Source organism: Paenirhodobacter huangdaonensis, assembly GCF_004022465.1.
Taxonomy (GTDB): Bacteria; Pseudomonadota; Alphaproteobacteria; order Rhodobacterales; family Rhodobacteraceae; genus Rhodobacter; species Rhodobacter huangdaonensis.
The window spans coordinates 488301-501305 of the sequence record NZ_SAVA01000002.1; the positions used below are offsets into that span (position 1 = coordinate 488301).

General features: G+C 64.0%; 12 protein-coding genes and 1 other annotated feature. Of the genes, 3 read left to right on the plus strand and 9 right to left on the minus strand.

Annotated features, from left to right (window positions below):
* Nucleotides 1-99 precede the first annotated feature (99 nt).
* From EOW66_RS05505 to EOW66_RS05525, 5 genes are read right to left on the minus strand one after another with little or no spacing between them, the layout of a single operon-like run.
* Nucleotides 100-2124 (minus strand): GAP1-N1 domain-containing protein, encoded by a 2025-nt coding sequence (locus EOW66_RS05505; RefSeq protein ID WP_128155429.1) that lies wholly within the window; start codon nt 2122-2124, stop codon nt 100-102.
* Nucleotides 2121-2984, minus strand: a complete 864-nt coding sequence (locus EOW66_RS05510; RefSeq protein ID WP_128155430.1) for a TRAFAC clade GTPase domain-containing protein — start codon at nt 2982-2984, stop codon at nt 2121-2123. The genes EOW66_RS05505 and EOW66_RS05510 overlap by 4 nt, the downstream gene beginning before the upstream one ends.
* Nucleotides 2981-4012 (minus strand): TRAFAC clade GTPase domain-containing protein, encoded by a 1032-nt coding sequence (locus tag EOW66_RS05515; RefSeq protein WP_128155431.1) that lies wholly within the window; start codon nt 4010-4012, stop codon nt 2981-2983. The genes EOW66_RS05510 and EOW66_RS05515 overlap by 4 nt, the downstream gene beginning before the upstream one ends.
* Before the next feature lie 4 nt (nt 4013-4016).
* Nucleotides 4017-5093, minus strand: coding sequence for a GTPase-associated system all-helical protein GASH (locus EOW66_RS05520; RefSeq protein ID WP_128155432.1), 1077 nt, complete (start codon nt 5091-5093; stop codon nt 4017-4019).
* Between the two features lie 20 nt (nt 5094-5113).
* A complete protein-coding gene (locus tag EOW66_RS05525; protein ID WP_128155433.1) occupies nt 5114-6427 on the minus strand; it encodes a metallophosphoesterase in 1314 nt (437 codons plus the stop codon).
* 456 nt (nt 6428-6883) lie between these two features.
* Here EOW66_RS05525 and EOW66_RS20915 point away from each other — a divergent pair, with 456 nt between their 5' ends.
* On the plus strand, nt 6884-6997 hold the full coding sequence (locus EOW66_RS20915; RefSeq protein ID WP_380710179.1) for a glycoside hydrolase family protein: 114 nt from the start codon (nt 6884-6886) through the stop codon (nt 6995-6997).
* 230 nt (nt 6998-7227) lie between these two features.
* On the opposite strand, the gene EOW66_RS05535 is transcribed toward EOW66_RS20915, so the two are convergent.
* The 3 genes from EOW66_RS05535 to EOW66_RS05545 all read right to left on the minus strand — a co-directional run bounded on the left by EOW66_RS05535 (nt 7228) and on the right by EOW66_RS05545 (nt 10040).
* Nucleotides 7228-7899 carry a DUF2726 domain-containing protein gene (locus EOW66_RS05535; RefSeq protein WP_128155434.1) on the minus strand — a complete coding sequence of 224 codons (672 nt, stop codon included), beginning with the start codon at nt 7897-7899 and terminating at the stop codon, nt 7228-7230.
* 895 nt (nt 7900-8794) lie between these two features.
* On the minus strand, nt 8795-9172 hold the full coding sequence (locus EOW66_RS05540; RefSeq protein ID WP_164881031.1) for a hypothetical protein: 378 nt from the start codon (nt 9170-9172) through the stop codon (nt 8795-8797).
* A gap of 250 nt (nt 9173-9422) precedes the next feature.
* On the minus strand, nt 9423-10040 hold the full coding sequence (locus EOW66_RS05545; protein ID WP_128155436.1) for a DNA-3-methyladenine glycosylase I: 618 nt from the start codon (nt 10038-10040) through the stop codon (nt 9423-9425).
* Nucleotides 10041-10351: 311 nt separating this feature from the next.
* Nucleotides 10352-10409 (plus strand) — a sequence feature (sul1 is cis-regulatory element that is thought to sense ions involved in sulfur or methionine metabolism; They are found in Alphaproteobacteria).
* A gap of 57 nt (nt 10410-10466) precedes the next feature.
* Between EOW66_RS05545 and EOW66_RS05550 the strand changes: the two genes are divergently transcribed.
* Both EOW66_RS05550 and EOW66_RS05555 read left to right on the plus strand, forming a co-directional pair.
* Entirely contained in the window at nt 10467-11957 is a 1491-nt protein-coding gene (locus EOW66_RS05550) for a SulP family inorganic anion transporter (protein ID WP_128155437.1), read from the plus strand.
* 11 nt (nt 11958-11968) lie between these two features.
* Complete coding sequence (locus EOW66_RS05555) at nt 11969-12829, plus strand: universal stress protein (protein WP_128155438.1); 861 nt, start codon at nt 11969-11971, stop codon at nt 12827-12829.
* Between the two features lie 50 nt (nt 12830-12879).
* Here EOW66_RS05555 and EOW66_RS05560 read toward each other — a convergent pair whose 3' ends face one another.
* Nucleotides 12880-12993 carry an AraC family transcriptional regulator gene (locus tag EOW66_RS05560; RefSeq protein WP_239017514.1) on the minus strand — a complete coding sequence of 38 codons (114 nt, stop codon included), beginning with the start codon at nt 12991-12993 and terminating at the stop codon, nt 12880-12882.
* Between the last annotated feature and the right edge of the window lie 12 nt (nt 12994-13005).

Here is a 13005-nt window from a genome sequence, read left to right on the forward strand (position 1 = left end):
GGTCGGCGTTGCAGACAAAGCCGCCTCCCCTTTGCCCGATCAAGAACGTGGGGTACCCACGCACACCTCCGCCTCCGTGCGTGTATCAAATTTGAATCGTTACTTTATCTTCTTGGCAATGTAGTTGGCCCTCGCCCTGATACCTTTATCCTGCGCATCCTCAATCTGCCTTTGCACTTCAGCAAGATATCTCCTTCCACGGCCGCTCTGAGCTGCTTCGTCGATCAGCGAGATCGCGAGAGCGCTATCGTCCGTGAGACGTCCAAATGTCTCTGGATCGAGGTGGCGATCGACGAAGGCGTTTACGACGGTTTCTCTGAACCGCGCGCAATTGTCCCATGCGAACCATCCACCCCAATCGAGCCGCTCGGTTACGAGACGCTCAGCGTCGCGTGGCAAACGGTTCTGCTCGAGCGCACGATAGACAGTTGCATAGGCGAAGCGGATGAGTTCTGCCTGCGATCGCGACCTTCGGCCGAGCGCGCGAGAGACCAGAAAAGCCGAAAGGAAGTCCTCGTCCGGCTGACTGACATCATTTCTAGCGGCGCGCTCCGCGATTAGCCATGGATCCTCCCCATAATCGTTCGGCACGCCATCCGGCTCGCTCATCCGGGCCAACCGAATGACTATTGCACGGTCGCCGATGCGCCCAGAGGCAAGCACACCCGCTGCAACCTCGGATCTATTCGCCAATGCCCTCAACCACGCGTCGAAGGCCGGTCGACCGATCGCGTTGGCAAGGACCGCCGCAAGCGGCTCCGGTTGCATCCTCGCGATAATCACTGGGGCGGCTGCGTCGACTCCAGCTTCTAACAGCGCTGGGGCGACCCGCTCCGCCTGATCGGCGTCGACATCGGCCAAAAGATCGACATCCACGGAGTCCAGTAGCCAGAATTCCGCGCGGGACATGACGTCGGGGCGGCGGGCGGCAACGCGGTGCGTCAGATGTGGGGCGGCGGTGAGCCCTCTCACGAGTTCATCCGCGGACAGGGCCAAGAGAGCTTCGCTCGCTCCTTGTCCAATCGCTCCGCCGGAACTCAAGGCGTCGAAGAAACGATCGGGTGACCGACGCCAAAGCGTCATGGCGATCCGCTCGGCGGAGATGGCCGGATCGGCCTGCCCGCCGGTCTGCTCAAGAGACTCGACGACGAAGTCGAACACCGCGTCATCAAGATCTTCGACTTCCTCGACCGCCCTGCGCGCCACAAGCGCCCTCACCGATCGCGCTTGACGTGAGCCAAACGGGTCGAGGCTAGCGAGGGCCGAAACCGCCGCCCGCAAATCAGGACGGCCGCCTGAGAAGAGCGACGAGTACATCCTGCAAAAGGGGAGCATCACCTGACGACCGCCTTCGACATCGCCGCCGGTTCTGCGGAGGAACTCCCGCATCTGGGTCGGTTCGCTGGCCTCCAGGTCGACAAGCAGCGGCTTCAGCGCTGCCTCCAATCCGACGTCGGATGGAACGATGGAGTCCGGAAATTTCGAGCGTATATGCCGGTCGAGCGAGGGCGTGAGCAGGATGTCCAATCTGGCCCCCTTCTTCGAACGATCCATTCCCGCCAAGGTGCAGAAGCCAAAAGTGCGACGGAGGCGAGGCCATTGCTGCATCCATATCGCCGTCAGCAAGCGCTCGTCCGCCTCGGCATCGTCGGCCTCCGCAACGATCACGCCGTCCGGCTTGGCATACAGGGCGTTGACGATGTCACGCTCGCGCTGCGCCAACGGGACGCCGCGCGTCAACGCGTTTCCGGGCGAAATCCCCTTCGGCACCGAATAGTCTGTCGTTTTCTGCGCCCCCTCAGGCCGCCTAAACAGGGCGAGCAGCCCCGTTGCCGACTTCAACGCAGCCAGGTCAGCGTTCTCAATGATGAGCGAATGCGTCCAAACGCATCCCGGCCGCGGCATCTCCGGCGCCGCCCAAGTGCGGGCAAGAACATATCTACCGGCGCCTTCAAGGGGATATCCAGTAAGATAGCCCGAGACCTCAGGTTTCACGCCAGCTCCGGAGAGATCGCTCATCACGATCATCGTCCGCGCGTCGGCGCTGGTCAGCGACACCGAACTTGCGATCAGGCGGTGTCCGTCATTGTAACCATGCAGAGCCTGATGGATCGTTGGCGTCATCGGCCGATCAGCCATTCCAACGGCAGAGTTATGTCCGTGCTCTCCGTCCTTCCATCCATGACCTTGATGCGATCGGAGGGACGATCCAGCTCACGCAGCGCAGCGGTTGCCTCGAGCTGCTCGCCCTTGTCCTGATCCTCGTAGACACCACCTTGTGCGCTCACCCCCCAGACGCGCCATGTCCAGGGATCGCGCCCGTTCCGCAGATACTGGTCCAGAAGTGGCAGCTTCGTGGAAAGAATTTGCTCAGGATCGAGCCCATCGCCTGCGACCTCGTCCCATGCGGAAATGAGCACCGCCAGCCGGCGAGGCCCCACGAATAGATTGCCAGTCATCAGGAATTGGAGAAGCTCGACAACCTGCACCTGCGTGGGTGCAAGATGGGGGCTCCAATCGACCAGATCCGCTGCGGGCGGATCGATCCCGGCACCCTTGACTATGGCCATCTGCTCGACGATCCATGCGGGAAACTTGATCGTATCCCCGTTTACGATCAGCACGATAGACGTCGCCCTCAACGTCCCGACCATCGCCTCGTCGACCTCGCGCTTCTCCCACATCCCGCTGAAGTCCTCTCCCGGCATGTCGGGAAAGGACACTTCCACCGAGTGGCCCTGCGCGGTCTTCAAACGCATCGAGACGATTTTCATCCCATTCGTCTGCGTGCGTTGCTGCTTCTTTCCCGCGCGCCACCGCTTGGCAAGTGCGCTGACGTGCTCGTAGTTTCCTTGGCTGAGGCCGTCAAACTTCAACGCCGTCACAGAGCCGGCCTCCCGCACCATGTGCCAGATGGCAGCGAGAAGGGTCGTCTTGCCTGATTCCGGAAGGCCGATGATCGATATTTCGGAATCGCCGCTCATCCAGCAGTCTCCTCGTTCGCATCCAGAAGATCTATCATCCGACCGCTCTCCGATTTTCGGCGCGGAACTGCACTCGGCGCCGGTACGGCCTCAAGCCAATAGAGCAAAAGCCGATCGACCCCTTCTCCTCGCTTCACTTGAGTTGATTCCTTGGGCGACGCGGCAATGATGAAACTGCCGATCTCGCCGAGATAGCCGCCGTGTTTGAGCCTCACGGACTCGACCAGTTCGTCAAAATCACGGTGGGCGCGATCCACATGGGCGGAGGCAAGTACCGAGTCTTTCTTCGTCAGGACGATGGCCAGATGACAACCAGGGCGAAGGGAGCGCGCCTCGACCAAGGCATCGACGATCTGAGGTGTCGCGGCCTTGGCCTCGTGCCGATGCTCCGACGAGACCAAGTGCTCGCCGTTCACGAGAAGGGTGACCACATCGGCGCGCCTGATCTCAAAGAGGTCGCCAGCACGTGCGAGATCGTCCGCAGCGGCAAGGTAATCCTCACCAGACCGATCGCCAATGAAGAGGGAGACGACCTCGCCTTCGGACGGTCGGAGGTCGAGATGGAAAAACGTTGCCTCCGCCCCGGCGCTCGTCCGCTCGGTGTGCGGCGCATCCCTGCGCGATGCAGCACGCGCATCGTGGCATATCTTCTCGAAGCCGATCAACGTGGACGAACCCGCAAAGCCCACACCAGCCACGGGACCACCCTGTAGAAGATCGTACACGCCTGCCACCAAGCTGGTCTTTCCAGCATCATTGGGGCCGATGATGCCTATCGTCCGTGACACACGGCGGCATTGCAACGCTGAAGCATCCTCCCGATCGAGCGCATCGCCCAGTGAAAGGTTAAGCACCGCCGGCTGCGTGGCGGAGACGGCCTTTTCCTCCACCTCCTCGATGTCTTCGATGTCCTCGACACTGAGGCGCGTCGCATGCGGGCACTCGTCAAGTGGCAGGCCCTCGACGCACTTGCCATCGACCGCGACCTTGCATTCCTCGTTCGAGCATCCCGTCGGTTTGGAAGCCATCGCCTCAGGTACCCACGTAGAGGAAGACGTGCTCGCGGTAAAAGAGTTCGGCGAGCGTCACAGCAGGTAGCTGCAGATCGACCGGCAATCCAGTCAACCCCGCCCACGTCGCCTGCCAGGTGTCTGTCGATTCAAGTTCAGCCCGCTGCTCAAGCGCGAAGTGGATCGGCGTCGTCACCGGGGACACGAGCGTCGAGACCGACACCTCCGTCGCCCATTTGGCGCTGGGTGCGTTGACAGCGTCCACCAGCTTCAACTTCGTTGTCCCAACGCCCGCCCGGAGCAGCAGCGCACGGACAGAGCCGGGGCCCGGCGAGACAGCCGTCATCTTGGCGAGTTCATGCGCCAGAGTCAAAGGAAGCAGCTTATCCTCGATCTTCGCGAAGGGTTTCTCGCTGACGTGGCTGTACCCACCCGTCAGCCACCACAGCATCTGCAACTCCTCCTCGTCGAGCTCTTGCCGATCGTGCAACACCTTGACGACCCGGTTCTGATCCGACACGACACGTTCGATGGCGGCGGCGGTTGCATCGCGAAGGCGGGCGAACTCAGCCTGGATTTTCCCAGCTTCCATTGCAGCCAAGATTTCGGCATCGAACTTGTATTCGACCGTCGGTGCTGCAAGCTTGATACTTGCAAATTCTTGCCGCACCTGCTTGCGCTCAGAGAGTTTGACGAGGGCGGCCTCGGCAAGTCCCGCGAGGTCCATCGGCAGTTCAGGCTTGCGGGAGCTACCCATCGAGGCCGTCGTCACCAATAGAGCCGCATCCGGCATGTTCGGTGCCAGCCGAGCAAGAACTGCCGCGGCGAGCACCTGTAGTTCGCGAGCGGAATGGGTCGGATCGAACGCGGTGTCACCGCCCGAGATCGTCTGCACGAGCTTCGAATGAACGGCGGCCAGCGTCTCGCTTTTCCTTCCCGACGCTGGTATAGGCGTTGGGAAGGCAAGCCGGGTCAACACTTCGACGGTTTCGTAATCCGCGGTCGCGGCCACTTCCACCACGCCGTTCCAACGCTGCTCCCGTCGCGCACCCTCATCCATGAACGCCTCGGCGTACCAGCGGGCGAAGTCAGCGGTCATCTGAGGCGGTCTGGTCATGATCAGTTCTCCAGCTTGGCGACCGCGGCCGCGACGTCATTGATCTGCTTTCGCTCGCCTGCCCGAATGAGCGCCCGCCCGTAACGCTCCGGTTCGGGAAGCAGCATCTCGCCCTCTTCCAGAAGGCCCAAATCTTGCGCTATCGTGCGCCGCTGGCCGCTTGTCAGCCGCCAGAAGCGATAGAGCAAGTCCCGCGTATCAGCTTCACCCATGGCAGCCTCTGCATCCGGCACCGCAGCCGCCTCGATTATCTCGCCAACGACAGCTACCTCGGAAATTGCGTTCGGAACACCTATAACAGGGAGATCGGCTTCCACCGGAATAGGGATGTTCGTGCGGAAAACGGGCTGACCCTGGTTATTCGTAATCGCGACGAAGATCTCCGGCGCGTCCTGCAGGCGTCTCTGGTGCAGTTCGACCCTGATGTGCCGCGCGGTGCCTTCCCCGGCCACTTCCAGATCAATGAGATTGTAGCCCGGCTGATAGGGTTGTTCCCCGCGAGAAGGATTGACCGCGCCCGCGCCGATGCGGACGTATGTGTCCGCCAAGACCGCGCGCTGCTTGTGCTTGTGCCCGAAGAGGTGGAAAGCGGCGCGGTTCGTGAGTACGTCGTCCACGTCCTCCCCATCCGACAGCCAGTCGAGCGGATGATGAACCAGGACTAGGTTCGCCGTATTGGGCACCGGATCTAGAACGGTCTGCCTGGGGCTAAGATAGAGGCTGCCCGACACGTCATCCTCGCCGTCCTTGCCGGACAGAAGAGTGGACGTGAGACCGAAGATGCGCAGCGTCACGCCGCCATTCAGATCAACGTCCTGATGCCAGAACGGCTTCTCTGGCCAGATGTTGCAGCCAAGCGGTGCCGCGAAGACATTGTATTCGGCATGAGGCTCTAGGAGCGACTGGCCGCTATCCTCATGGGCGAGCTGTTGGCTCAACCTCCATTCCCGCTGATGCTTCGGTGCGGACGCGATCATGTGCTGCGCTGACTGCGTCGGGATGTTCTGCCTCACAATAGCACGATCGACATCGTGATTGCCCGGCACGACGAAGATGCGCTCCATTGGACAACCCGAGATCTGCGCCAACTGCAGGATCCACTTCCAGGCGGTCTCGTACTCGTCCCTGGCACCCTTGAATGCCACGTCGCCTCCGATGAGAATGGCACCGACGTCACCAAGCAGTTCGACCTGCCTCATGAGATCCCGCATCATTCTCGTCCGGATCGGAAAATCGGGATCCTGCTGCGGATCCAAGCACTGAGGCGACTTAAAATGAATGTCGGAAATGTGCAGTATTAGCATCGACGCGATCAATTCCCCCTCACCTCGACCCAGCCCGGTTCAAAGTGTAAAGCTGTGATATCTCATTTGCCACAAACTGCAAGGCGGTGTTGAGAGGGCTCGTGGTCGGGTAAGTTTGGCTATCATTATCAGGAGCAACATAGTAATCAGACGCCAAGCCTGCCAAATCACGGCAAATCTACTTCGCGCCAAAAACGTGGCAGGTTCTGGCGGGAACTGCCATAGTAGCAACTGCTATCCAAGCATTCATGGCAAGCATCCGCCAATTGCGCCACGGGCTGTTCGACTGACTGCTTTCGCAGCGTCAATGCAACTGCCATGCCTCACCGCCGTCAGACTGCTTCCCGCCCTGAGCTGCTTGACCGGCCTCTCGCCCCGACCGGTTGCTCTCCGCCCTCTTGGTCGTTGCCGCTAGTCCTATCGAGTGGCAGCTTTCGGTCACCGCTCCGGGGGGCTTGAACGTCCGACATGGGGGGGGGGCGCGATGCGATGCGGTTCTGGACCAAGGCCGGCGGGCAGGTGGTGCACGGCCTCGTACGCCGGCGGGAGGTAGAGCGCACGTTGTGCCTGAGTGGGCTGTGAGCCGAGCAGGCCGCGCGCACCGCGGCCCAGACCTTCGGCACCCGACTTCACCTGATCTGCCAGAACAGGGCTTTGCAGTGCGCAGGTCGAGCTGATACGTCTCAGTGACTTCGATCAGTATCCACGCAAGAAACTGATCCGGCGCTTGCCGATCATTCACCTGCAGCACGACATGATCGCGCAGCACCACATTGTCGTTCCGGCCAGAGGCCGCGCGGGACTCTCGAAATCTATCCAGCAGCCCCGGTATTGGTCTCCCCACCATCCTCTTTGTCAGAACCTCCACTGGCCCTGCAATTGCGCCGGATCGCCCCCGCAATGAGGGCCCGGCGTTCCTCGGCACTGGCATGGTTCTGGATCTCGACCAGCTCGACACCAGCCAGACGCAGCGCCTCTTTCTTCACCGCATCACGGCCTGCCGCCGTATCGCCCAGATAGTGCCCGCCACCTTGAAATTCGACTGCGAAAGCGGGATGTCCAAACCCGTCGATAACGAGAAAATCCACACGCTTCGCCACGAACGCGGAAAACGCCTCCCGGTCTTCGGGCAGCAGATCACCACCGCCTCCGGTTGATAGAAACCCCCCCATCCCGACCTCGGCTAGAACCCGCGCCCGCGGCGCCCGCGCCCGCAGCTCGCGTTCCAGATCGACCATGACCCTGTAGGCCGTCTTGTTGATCGGCTTCTTCGGCACGATCTTGCTGCTGCGCAGCGCACTCAACTGTCGGTCCACACTGCCCTTCGGCGCTTCAATCGACACCGGCCTTTGCCAATTGCCCGTTTGTGATGTTGACCAGTTTCGCGATGACGGACGGAACTTCCCTCTCCTTGATGATCCCCGCCTCTCATTGAGCCAGATCGCGGTCACCCCCACTGCCGCGATCAGCAGAATGAGGCTCAATTCTCCATCCAAATCATACCCTCCAAATACCTATGGCCGCTGGCGGCCCGCAGCGCGGCCATAGGCCGCGTTCCTTCAATCCTGCCTCGCTTGCACTAACTCCACCAGAAAATCGCATGGCCGAGTCTGCAATGCAGGGCCAACATAGGGTGACGCCACCTGCTATACCAGACCACCATTCCTTCGCTCACTGTCCTCGAAAGCTCTGTGAAATCAGGCCGGAAGAGAAGAATCACGCCAGAATCTCGGGGCCGGGGCCGGGGCCGGGGGCGGTGGGGCGGCCGTAGAAATTTCGGGAAGCCAGTCCAGCAGTGTCCGGCCGAGAACCGCTTACTCCGCCTGGATCTGTGTCATGAAGGCCGGCTCCCTATAGGTGCCGAAATGCCGCGAGAACTGCTGGGCAGCGTAATGACGGTTGCCCTTTTCGGGCATGCGCCCCCCGGCCGGCGAAGGCAGGCCGGGGCGGTCCTTCCAGCCCCTAGTGAGCGTAATTCGCGGCGAGCCAGAGGAGGCCCACCATGCCGCCGACGGTGACGATCCAGCTCAGCAGGACGGTGCGCCTCTCGGGCGGGTGGTCCCGCGGGCAGGGTTCGCCGCAGCTGCAGTAGTTCTCGCCTGCGGGAACGGGCTTGCCGCATGTCGCGCAGATCGTCTGGGCCGCGGGGGCCGCTTTGCCGGGGCTTCCCCCGCGTTCGCCTGACGGCGGCGGGGCGTGCCTGGTCGCTTCGGAGGGGGCTGAGCCGCGGGCGGCAGAAGGTTGGCCGGAAGGGCCGGTGTGATGTCGCATGGTGTTTCCGTGGTGGCATGAACCGCGCGCCCGGGACCGTGGTCGCAGGCGCAGGACCTCCGCCCGGGGCCGTTTTGCCGGCCTTGGCGAAGACGTTTCGACGGTGGTTCAGGCGGCCAGCGGGGGTGCCTGCGAGGCGGGGCGCACCGGGGCGCGCCCGGGCAGCACGTCGAAGGCGTCCTGCGTCCAGTCGGCAAAACGCCATGTAACCGTGGGGGCCGTCAGCGTGCCGGTGCCAGAGGCCCCCGGGGGCTGTGCCGGCAGGTCGGGGTGAAGGGCTTTCCCGGGGCGCGTGAAGCGAAGCTCGCCGGGCAGGGCGACATATTGCGCGGCCTTGGCGGCGAAGAAGGGGCTTTCGGAAGCCTGAAGCGGCGCCGGTCCCAGCCCACAGGAGAGGATGAGGAGGAAAATGAAACCGAAGACCGCGCGAAGGGCTCGCGCGGCGAGGTCGGATCTCGAGGAGGCGGCCTGCGGAATCATCTGCACAGAATAGGGGGCGGCCTGCGGTTCGACAATCGCCCGAACATGGCCACGGCGGCGGCCGGCGCCGGCGCGCTGCCGGCCCCGGCTTTCAAGGGGGGCGGCCTTAAAACAGCGCCCGGGGCGTTTACAGCGGTCGCCGTAAGCCCTTGATTTCGCGACTTTTCGGTTTTGCCCGCTTTACGCCGCAGCCGTTTGAAAATGCGCGGTTATCTTGCTTCTGGTGGGGGTTCCACTGCGGCCGTGCCGCGGTCGTTCACCGTGGTCCTCGGGTGGGGCGGTCCAGCGCGGCGCGGGCCCGCTCGATCTCCTGCCGCATCACACAGCCTTCAACATGGTCGTTGACCAGCCCCATCGCCTGCATGAAGGCATAGACCGTCGTCGGCCCGACGAACTTCCAGCCGCGCTTGCGCAGGGCCGTCGAGAGCGCCACCGAGGCGGGGGAGGTCGAGCGGCTCTGCGGCGCGGCGCGCTCCTCCTGCGGCTCGAACCGCCAGAGGAACGCCGCCAGCGAGCCCTCGGTCTCGACCAGATCGCAGGCGCAGCGGGCGTTGTTGATCACCGCCTCGATCTTGCCGCGATGGCGGACGATGCCGGCATCGGCCAGCAGCCGCGCCACGTCCCTCTCGTCGAAGCGTGCGACCTTGCGGAAATCGAACCCGGCGAAGGCGGCGCGGAAGTTTTCGCGCTTGTTCAGGATCGTGCGCCAGCTCAGCCCGGACTGGAAGCTTTCCAGACAGAGTTTCTCGAACAGCCCGATGTCCTCGGTGACCGGGACACCCCATTCCTGGTCATGATAGGCGATGAACTCGGGCGCGGCGGCACACCAGCCGCAGCGCGGGCGTCCGTCCGGGCCGGGCAGGGGCGCGCTCATGCCGGGGCCCTCGGGCTGTCGAACACCGGGATCATGGGCCGGATGTCACCCTCGAAAAACAGGGCGTCTTCCTTCTCGACGATGAGGTCACGGGGGGTGCGAGTGAGCATGGCGCGGGATCCTGAAGGCTTCCTGAGAGATTAGGTCAAGTGTCCGGGTTTATCAACGACACGGGTCCGGCGCGCCGGTCCAGGGGGGCGGCTGCCCAAGGGGCGGCGGGCGCCACCGTTGCCCGGTGGCACCGGATTGCCCTCCCGGGCATCCCGTCTCTTGGACGCGCGCGTTTTTTCCGCTATCCGGGGCGCAGCGAACACGGAGCCGGGTGCGATCCCCGGCTGGCTCTTCCGGCCGCCGATCCGCCGGACAACCCGCACCAACCAGACCGCGCAGACCGGCGCCACCCTCGCCCCGGTCGGGAAAGACCGTATGTTTTCAATCGACAGATACCGGACCGAATGGTTCGGCAATATCCGCAATGACCTTCTTTCGGGCCTCGTCGTCGCGCTGGCCCTGATCCCCGAGGCGATCGCCTTCTCGATCATCGCCGGGGTGGACCCGAAGGTCGGGCTTTATGCGAGCTTCTCGATTGCCGTGCTGATCGCCTTTGTCGGCGGCCGGCCCGGGATGATCTCGGCGGCGACGGCGGCGACGGCGGTGCTGATGGCGACGCTGGTGCGCGAGCACGGGCTGCAATACCTGCTGGCCGCGACGGTGCTGACCGGGGTGATCCAGATCGGGCTTGGCCTGCTCAAGCTTGGCTTCGTGATGCGCTATGTCTCGCGCTCGGTGATGACGGGCTTCGTCAATGCGCTCGCCATCCTGATCTTCATGGCGCAGCTGCCCGAGCTCGACCCGGCGCGGGTGCCGCCGCTCACCTATGTGCTGGTCGCGGCGGCGCTTGCCATCATCTACCTCTTCCCGCGGCTGACGACGGCCGTGCCTTCGCCGCTCGTCGCGATCGTCGTGCTCACCGTGGCGAGCATCGCCTTCGGCTGGCAGGTGCGGACGGTGGGCGACATGGGGGCGCTCCCTGACACGCTGCCGGTCTTCGCGCTGCCGCAGGTGCCGCTGACCTTCGAGACGCTGCAGATCATCCTGCCCTATTCATTGGCGATCGCGGTGGTGGGCCTGCTTGAGAGCCTGATGACGCAGAACCTTGTCGACGATCTGACCGACACGAGCACCAGCCGCGATCAGGAATGCATCGGCCAGGGCGTCGCCAATGCCGTGACCGGCTTCATCGGCGGCATGGCGGGCTGTGCGATGATCGGGCAGAGCATGATCAACGTGAAATCGGGCGGGCGCGGAAGGCTCTCGACCTTCACCGCGGGGCTGGTGCTGCTGCTCCTCGTCGTCTTCCTTGGCGACTGGGTCGCGCGGATCCCGATGCCGGCGCTGGTGGCGATCATGGTGATGGTGTCGGTGGGCACCTTCTCCTGGTCCTCGCTTCGCAACCTGCGCAGCCATCCGCGCTCGTCCTCCGTTGTCATGCTGGCCACCGTGGCGATCGTGGTCTGGACCCACAATCTCGCCATCGGCGTGCTGGTGGGCGTGCTGCTCTCGGGCATCTTCTTCGCGGCGAAGATCGCACGGCTCTTCAAGGTGACCTCCTCGGCCACCGATGACGGGCGGGTGCGGACCTATGTCGTCGAGGGGCAGCTCTTCTACGGCTCGGTCGAGGCCTTCCTCGCCGCCTTCGACTTCCGCGAAGTGCCGGCAAAGGTGATCATCGACGTCAGCCGTGCCCATATCTGGGATATCTCCTCGGTGCAGGCGCTCGACCTTGCCGTGCTGAAGTTCCGCCGCGAAGGGGCCGAGGTCGAGATCACCGGCATGAACGCGGCCTCGGAAACGCTGGTCGACCGCTTCGCGCTGCAGGACAAGCCGGGCGCGGCCGACACGCTTGCCGTGCATTGAGGAGAGAGACCATGACCAGGATGCAGAAGATCGTCGCCCTCGTCGACGGCTCGCTTTATTCCGCCAGCGTCTGCGACCATGCCGCCTGGATCGCGGCACGGACCGGCGCGCCGGTCGAGCTGATCCACGTGCTCGGCAGGCGCGAGGCAAGCGACGGGCAGGACCGCTCCGGCACCATCGCGCTTGGCGCCCGCACGGCGCTGCTCGAGCAGCTGGCCGACCTCGACGCCCGACGCACGAAGCTGATCGCGGCGCGGGGGCGTGCCATCCTCGAGGATGCGCGCGCCCTGCTGGACAAGGCCGGCATTGCCGATGTCACCACCCGCCTGCGCCAGGGCGATCTGGTCGAGACGGTGGCCGACATCGAGGCGGATGTCCGCCTGATCGTGATCGGCAAGCGCGGCGAGGGGGCGGATTTCGCCAGGGGGCACCTCGGGTCGAACCTCGAACGGATCGTGCGCGGCAGTCAGGTGCCGGTGTTCGTGGCGGCGCGCGCCTTCCGGCCGATTGCCCGGGTGCTGGTCGGCATCGACGGCGGCGGTTCCTCGATGAAGGCTGTCGAGCTCATTGCCCGCAGCCCGCTCTTCCGCGGGCTCGCCGTGCAACTGGTGACAGTCGGCACCGCCACGGCGGAGGCGCGCGCGGCGCTTGAACGCGCCCGCTCGCTCCTGTCCGCCGCAGGCATCGTGGCGGAAACCGCGATCTTGCCGGGGCAGCCGGAAACCGTGCTCGGCCATCTGGTGGAGGAGGCGCCCTTCGATCTGCTGGTGATGGGGGCCTATGGTCACAGCCGCATCCGCAGCCTGATCATCGGCTCGACCACCGCCGCGATGCTGCGCTCGTGCAAGGTGCCGGTCGTCCTGGTGCGCTGAGCGTCAGGCTCCCGGCCGCGGTGCGGGGCGGGGCAGGGGCACGGCCGGCCCTAGCCCGAGAATTGCGCGCGATAGTCCGAGGGCGTCAGCCCCCGCACCGCGCGGAAGCGGCGCGAGAAATAGGCCGGGTCGTCGAAGGCCAGCCGATAGCCGATCTCGGCCACCGGCAACTGCGT

Excerpts from the sequence above, each read along its gene's own strand:
- EOW66_RS05520 (WP_128155432.1), bottom strand. The coding sequence starts at position 5,093 with ATGACCGCTGACTTCGCCCGCTGGTACGCCGAGGCGTTCATGGATGAG.
- EOW66_RS05550 (WP_128155437.1), top strand. The coding sequence starts at position 10,467 with ATGTTTTCAATCGACAGATACCGGACCGAATGGTTCGGCAATATCCGC.
- EOW66_RS05510 (WP_128155430.1), bottom strand. The coding sequence starts at position 2,984 with ATGAGCGGCGATTCCGAAATATCGATCATCGGCCTTCCGGAATCAGGC.
- EOW66_RS05545 (WP_128155436.1), bottom strand. The coding sequence starts at position 10,040 with ATGAGCGCGCCCCTGCCCGGCCCGGACGGACGCCCGCGCTGCGGCTGG.
- EOW66_RS20915 (WP_380710179.1), top strand. The coding sequence starts at position 6,884 with ATGGGGGGGGGGCGCGATGCGATGCGGTTCTGGACCAAGGCCGGCGGG.
- EOW66_RS05555 (WP_128155438.1), top strand. The coding sequence starts at position 11,969 with ATGACCAGGATGCAGAAGATCGTCGCCCTCGTCGACGGCTCGCTTTAT.
- EOW66_RS05515 (WP_128155431.1), bottom strand. The coding sequence starts at position 4,012 with ATGGCTTCCAAACCGACGGGATGCTCGAACGAGGAATGCAAGGTCGCG.
- EOW66_RS05505 (WP_128155429.1), bottom strand. The coding sequence starts at position 2,124 with ATGACGCCAACGATCCATCAGGCTCTGCATGGTTACAATGACGGACAC.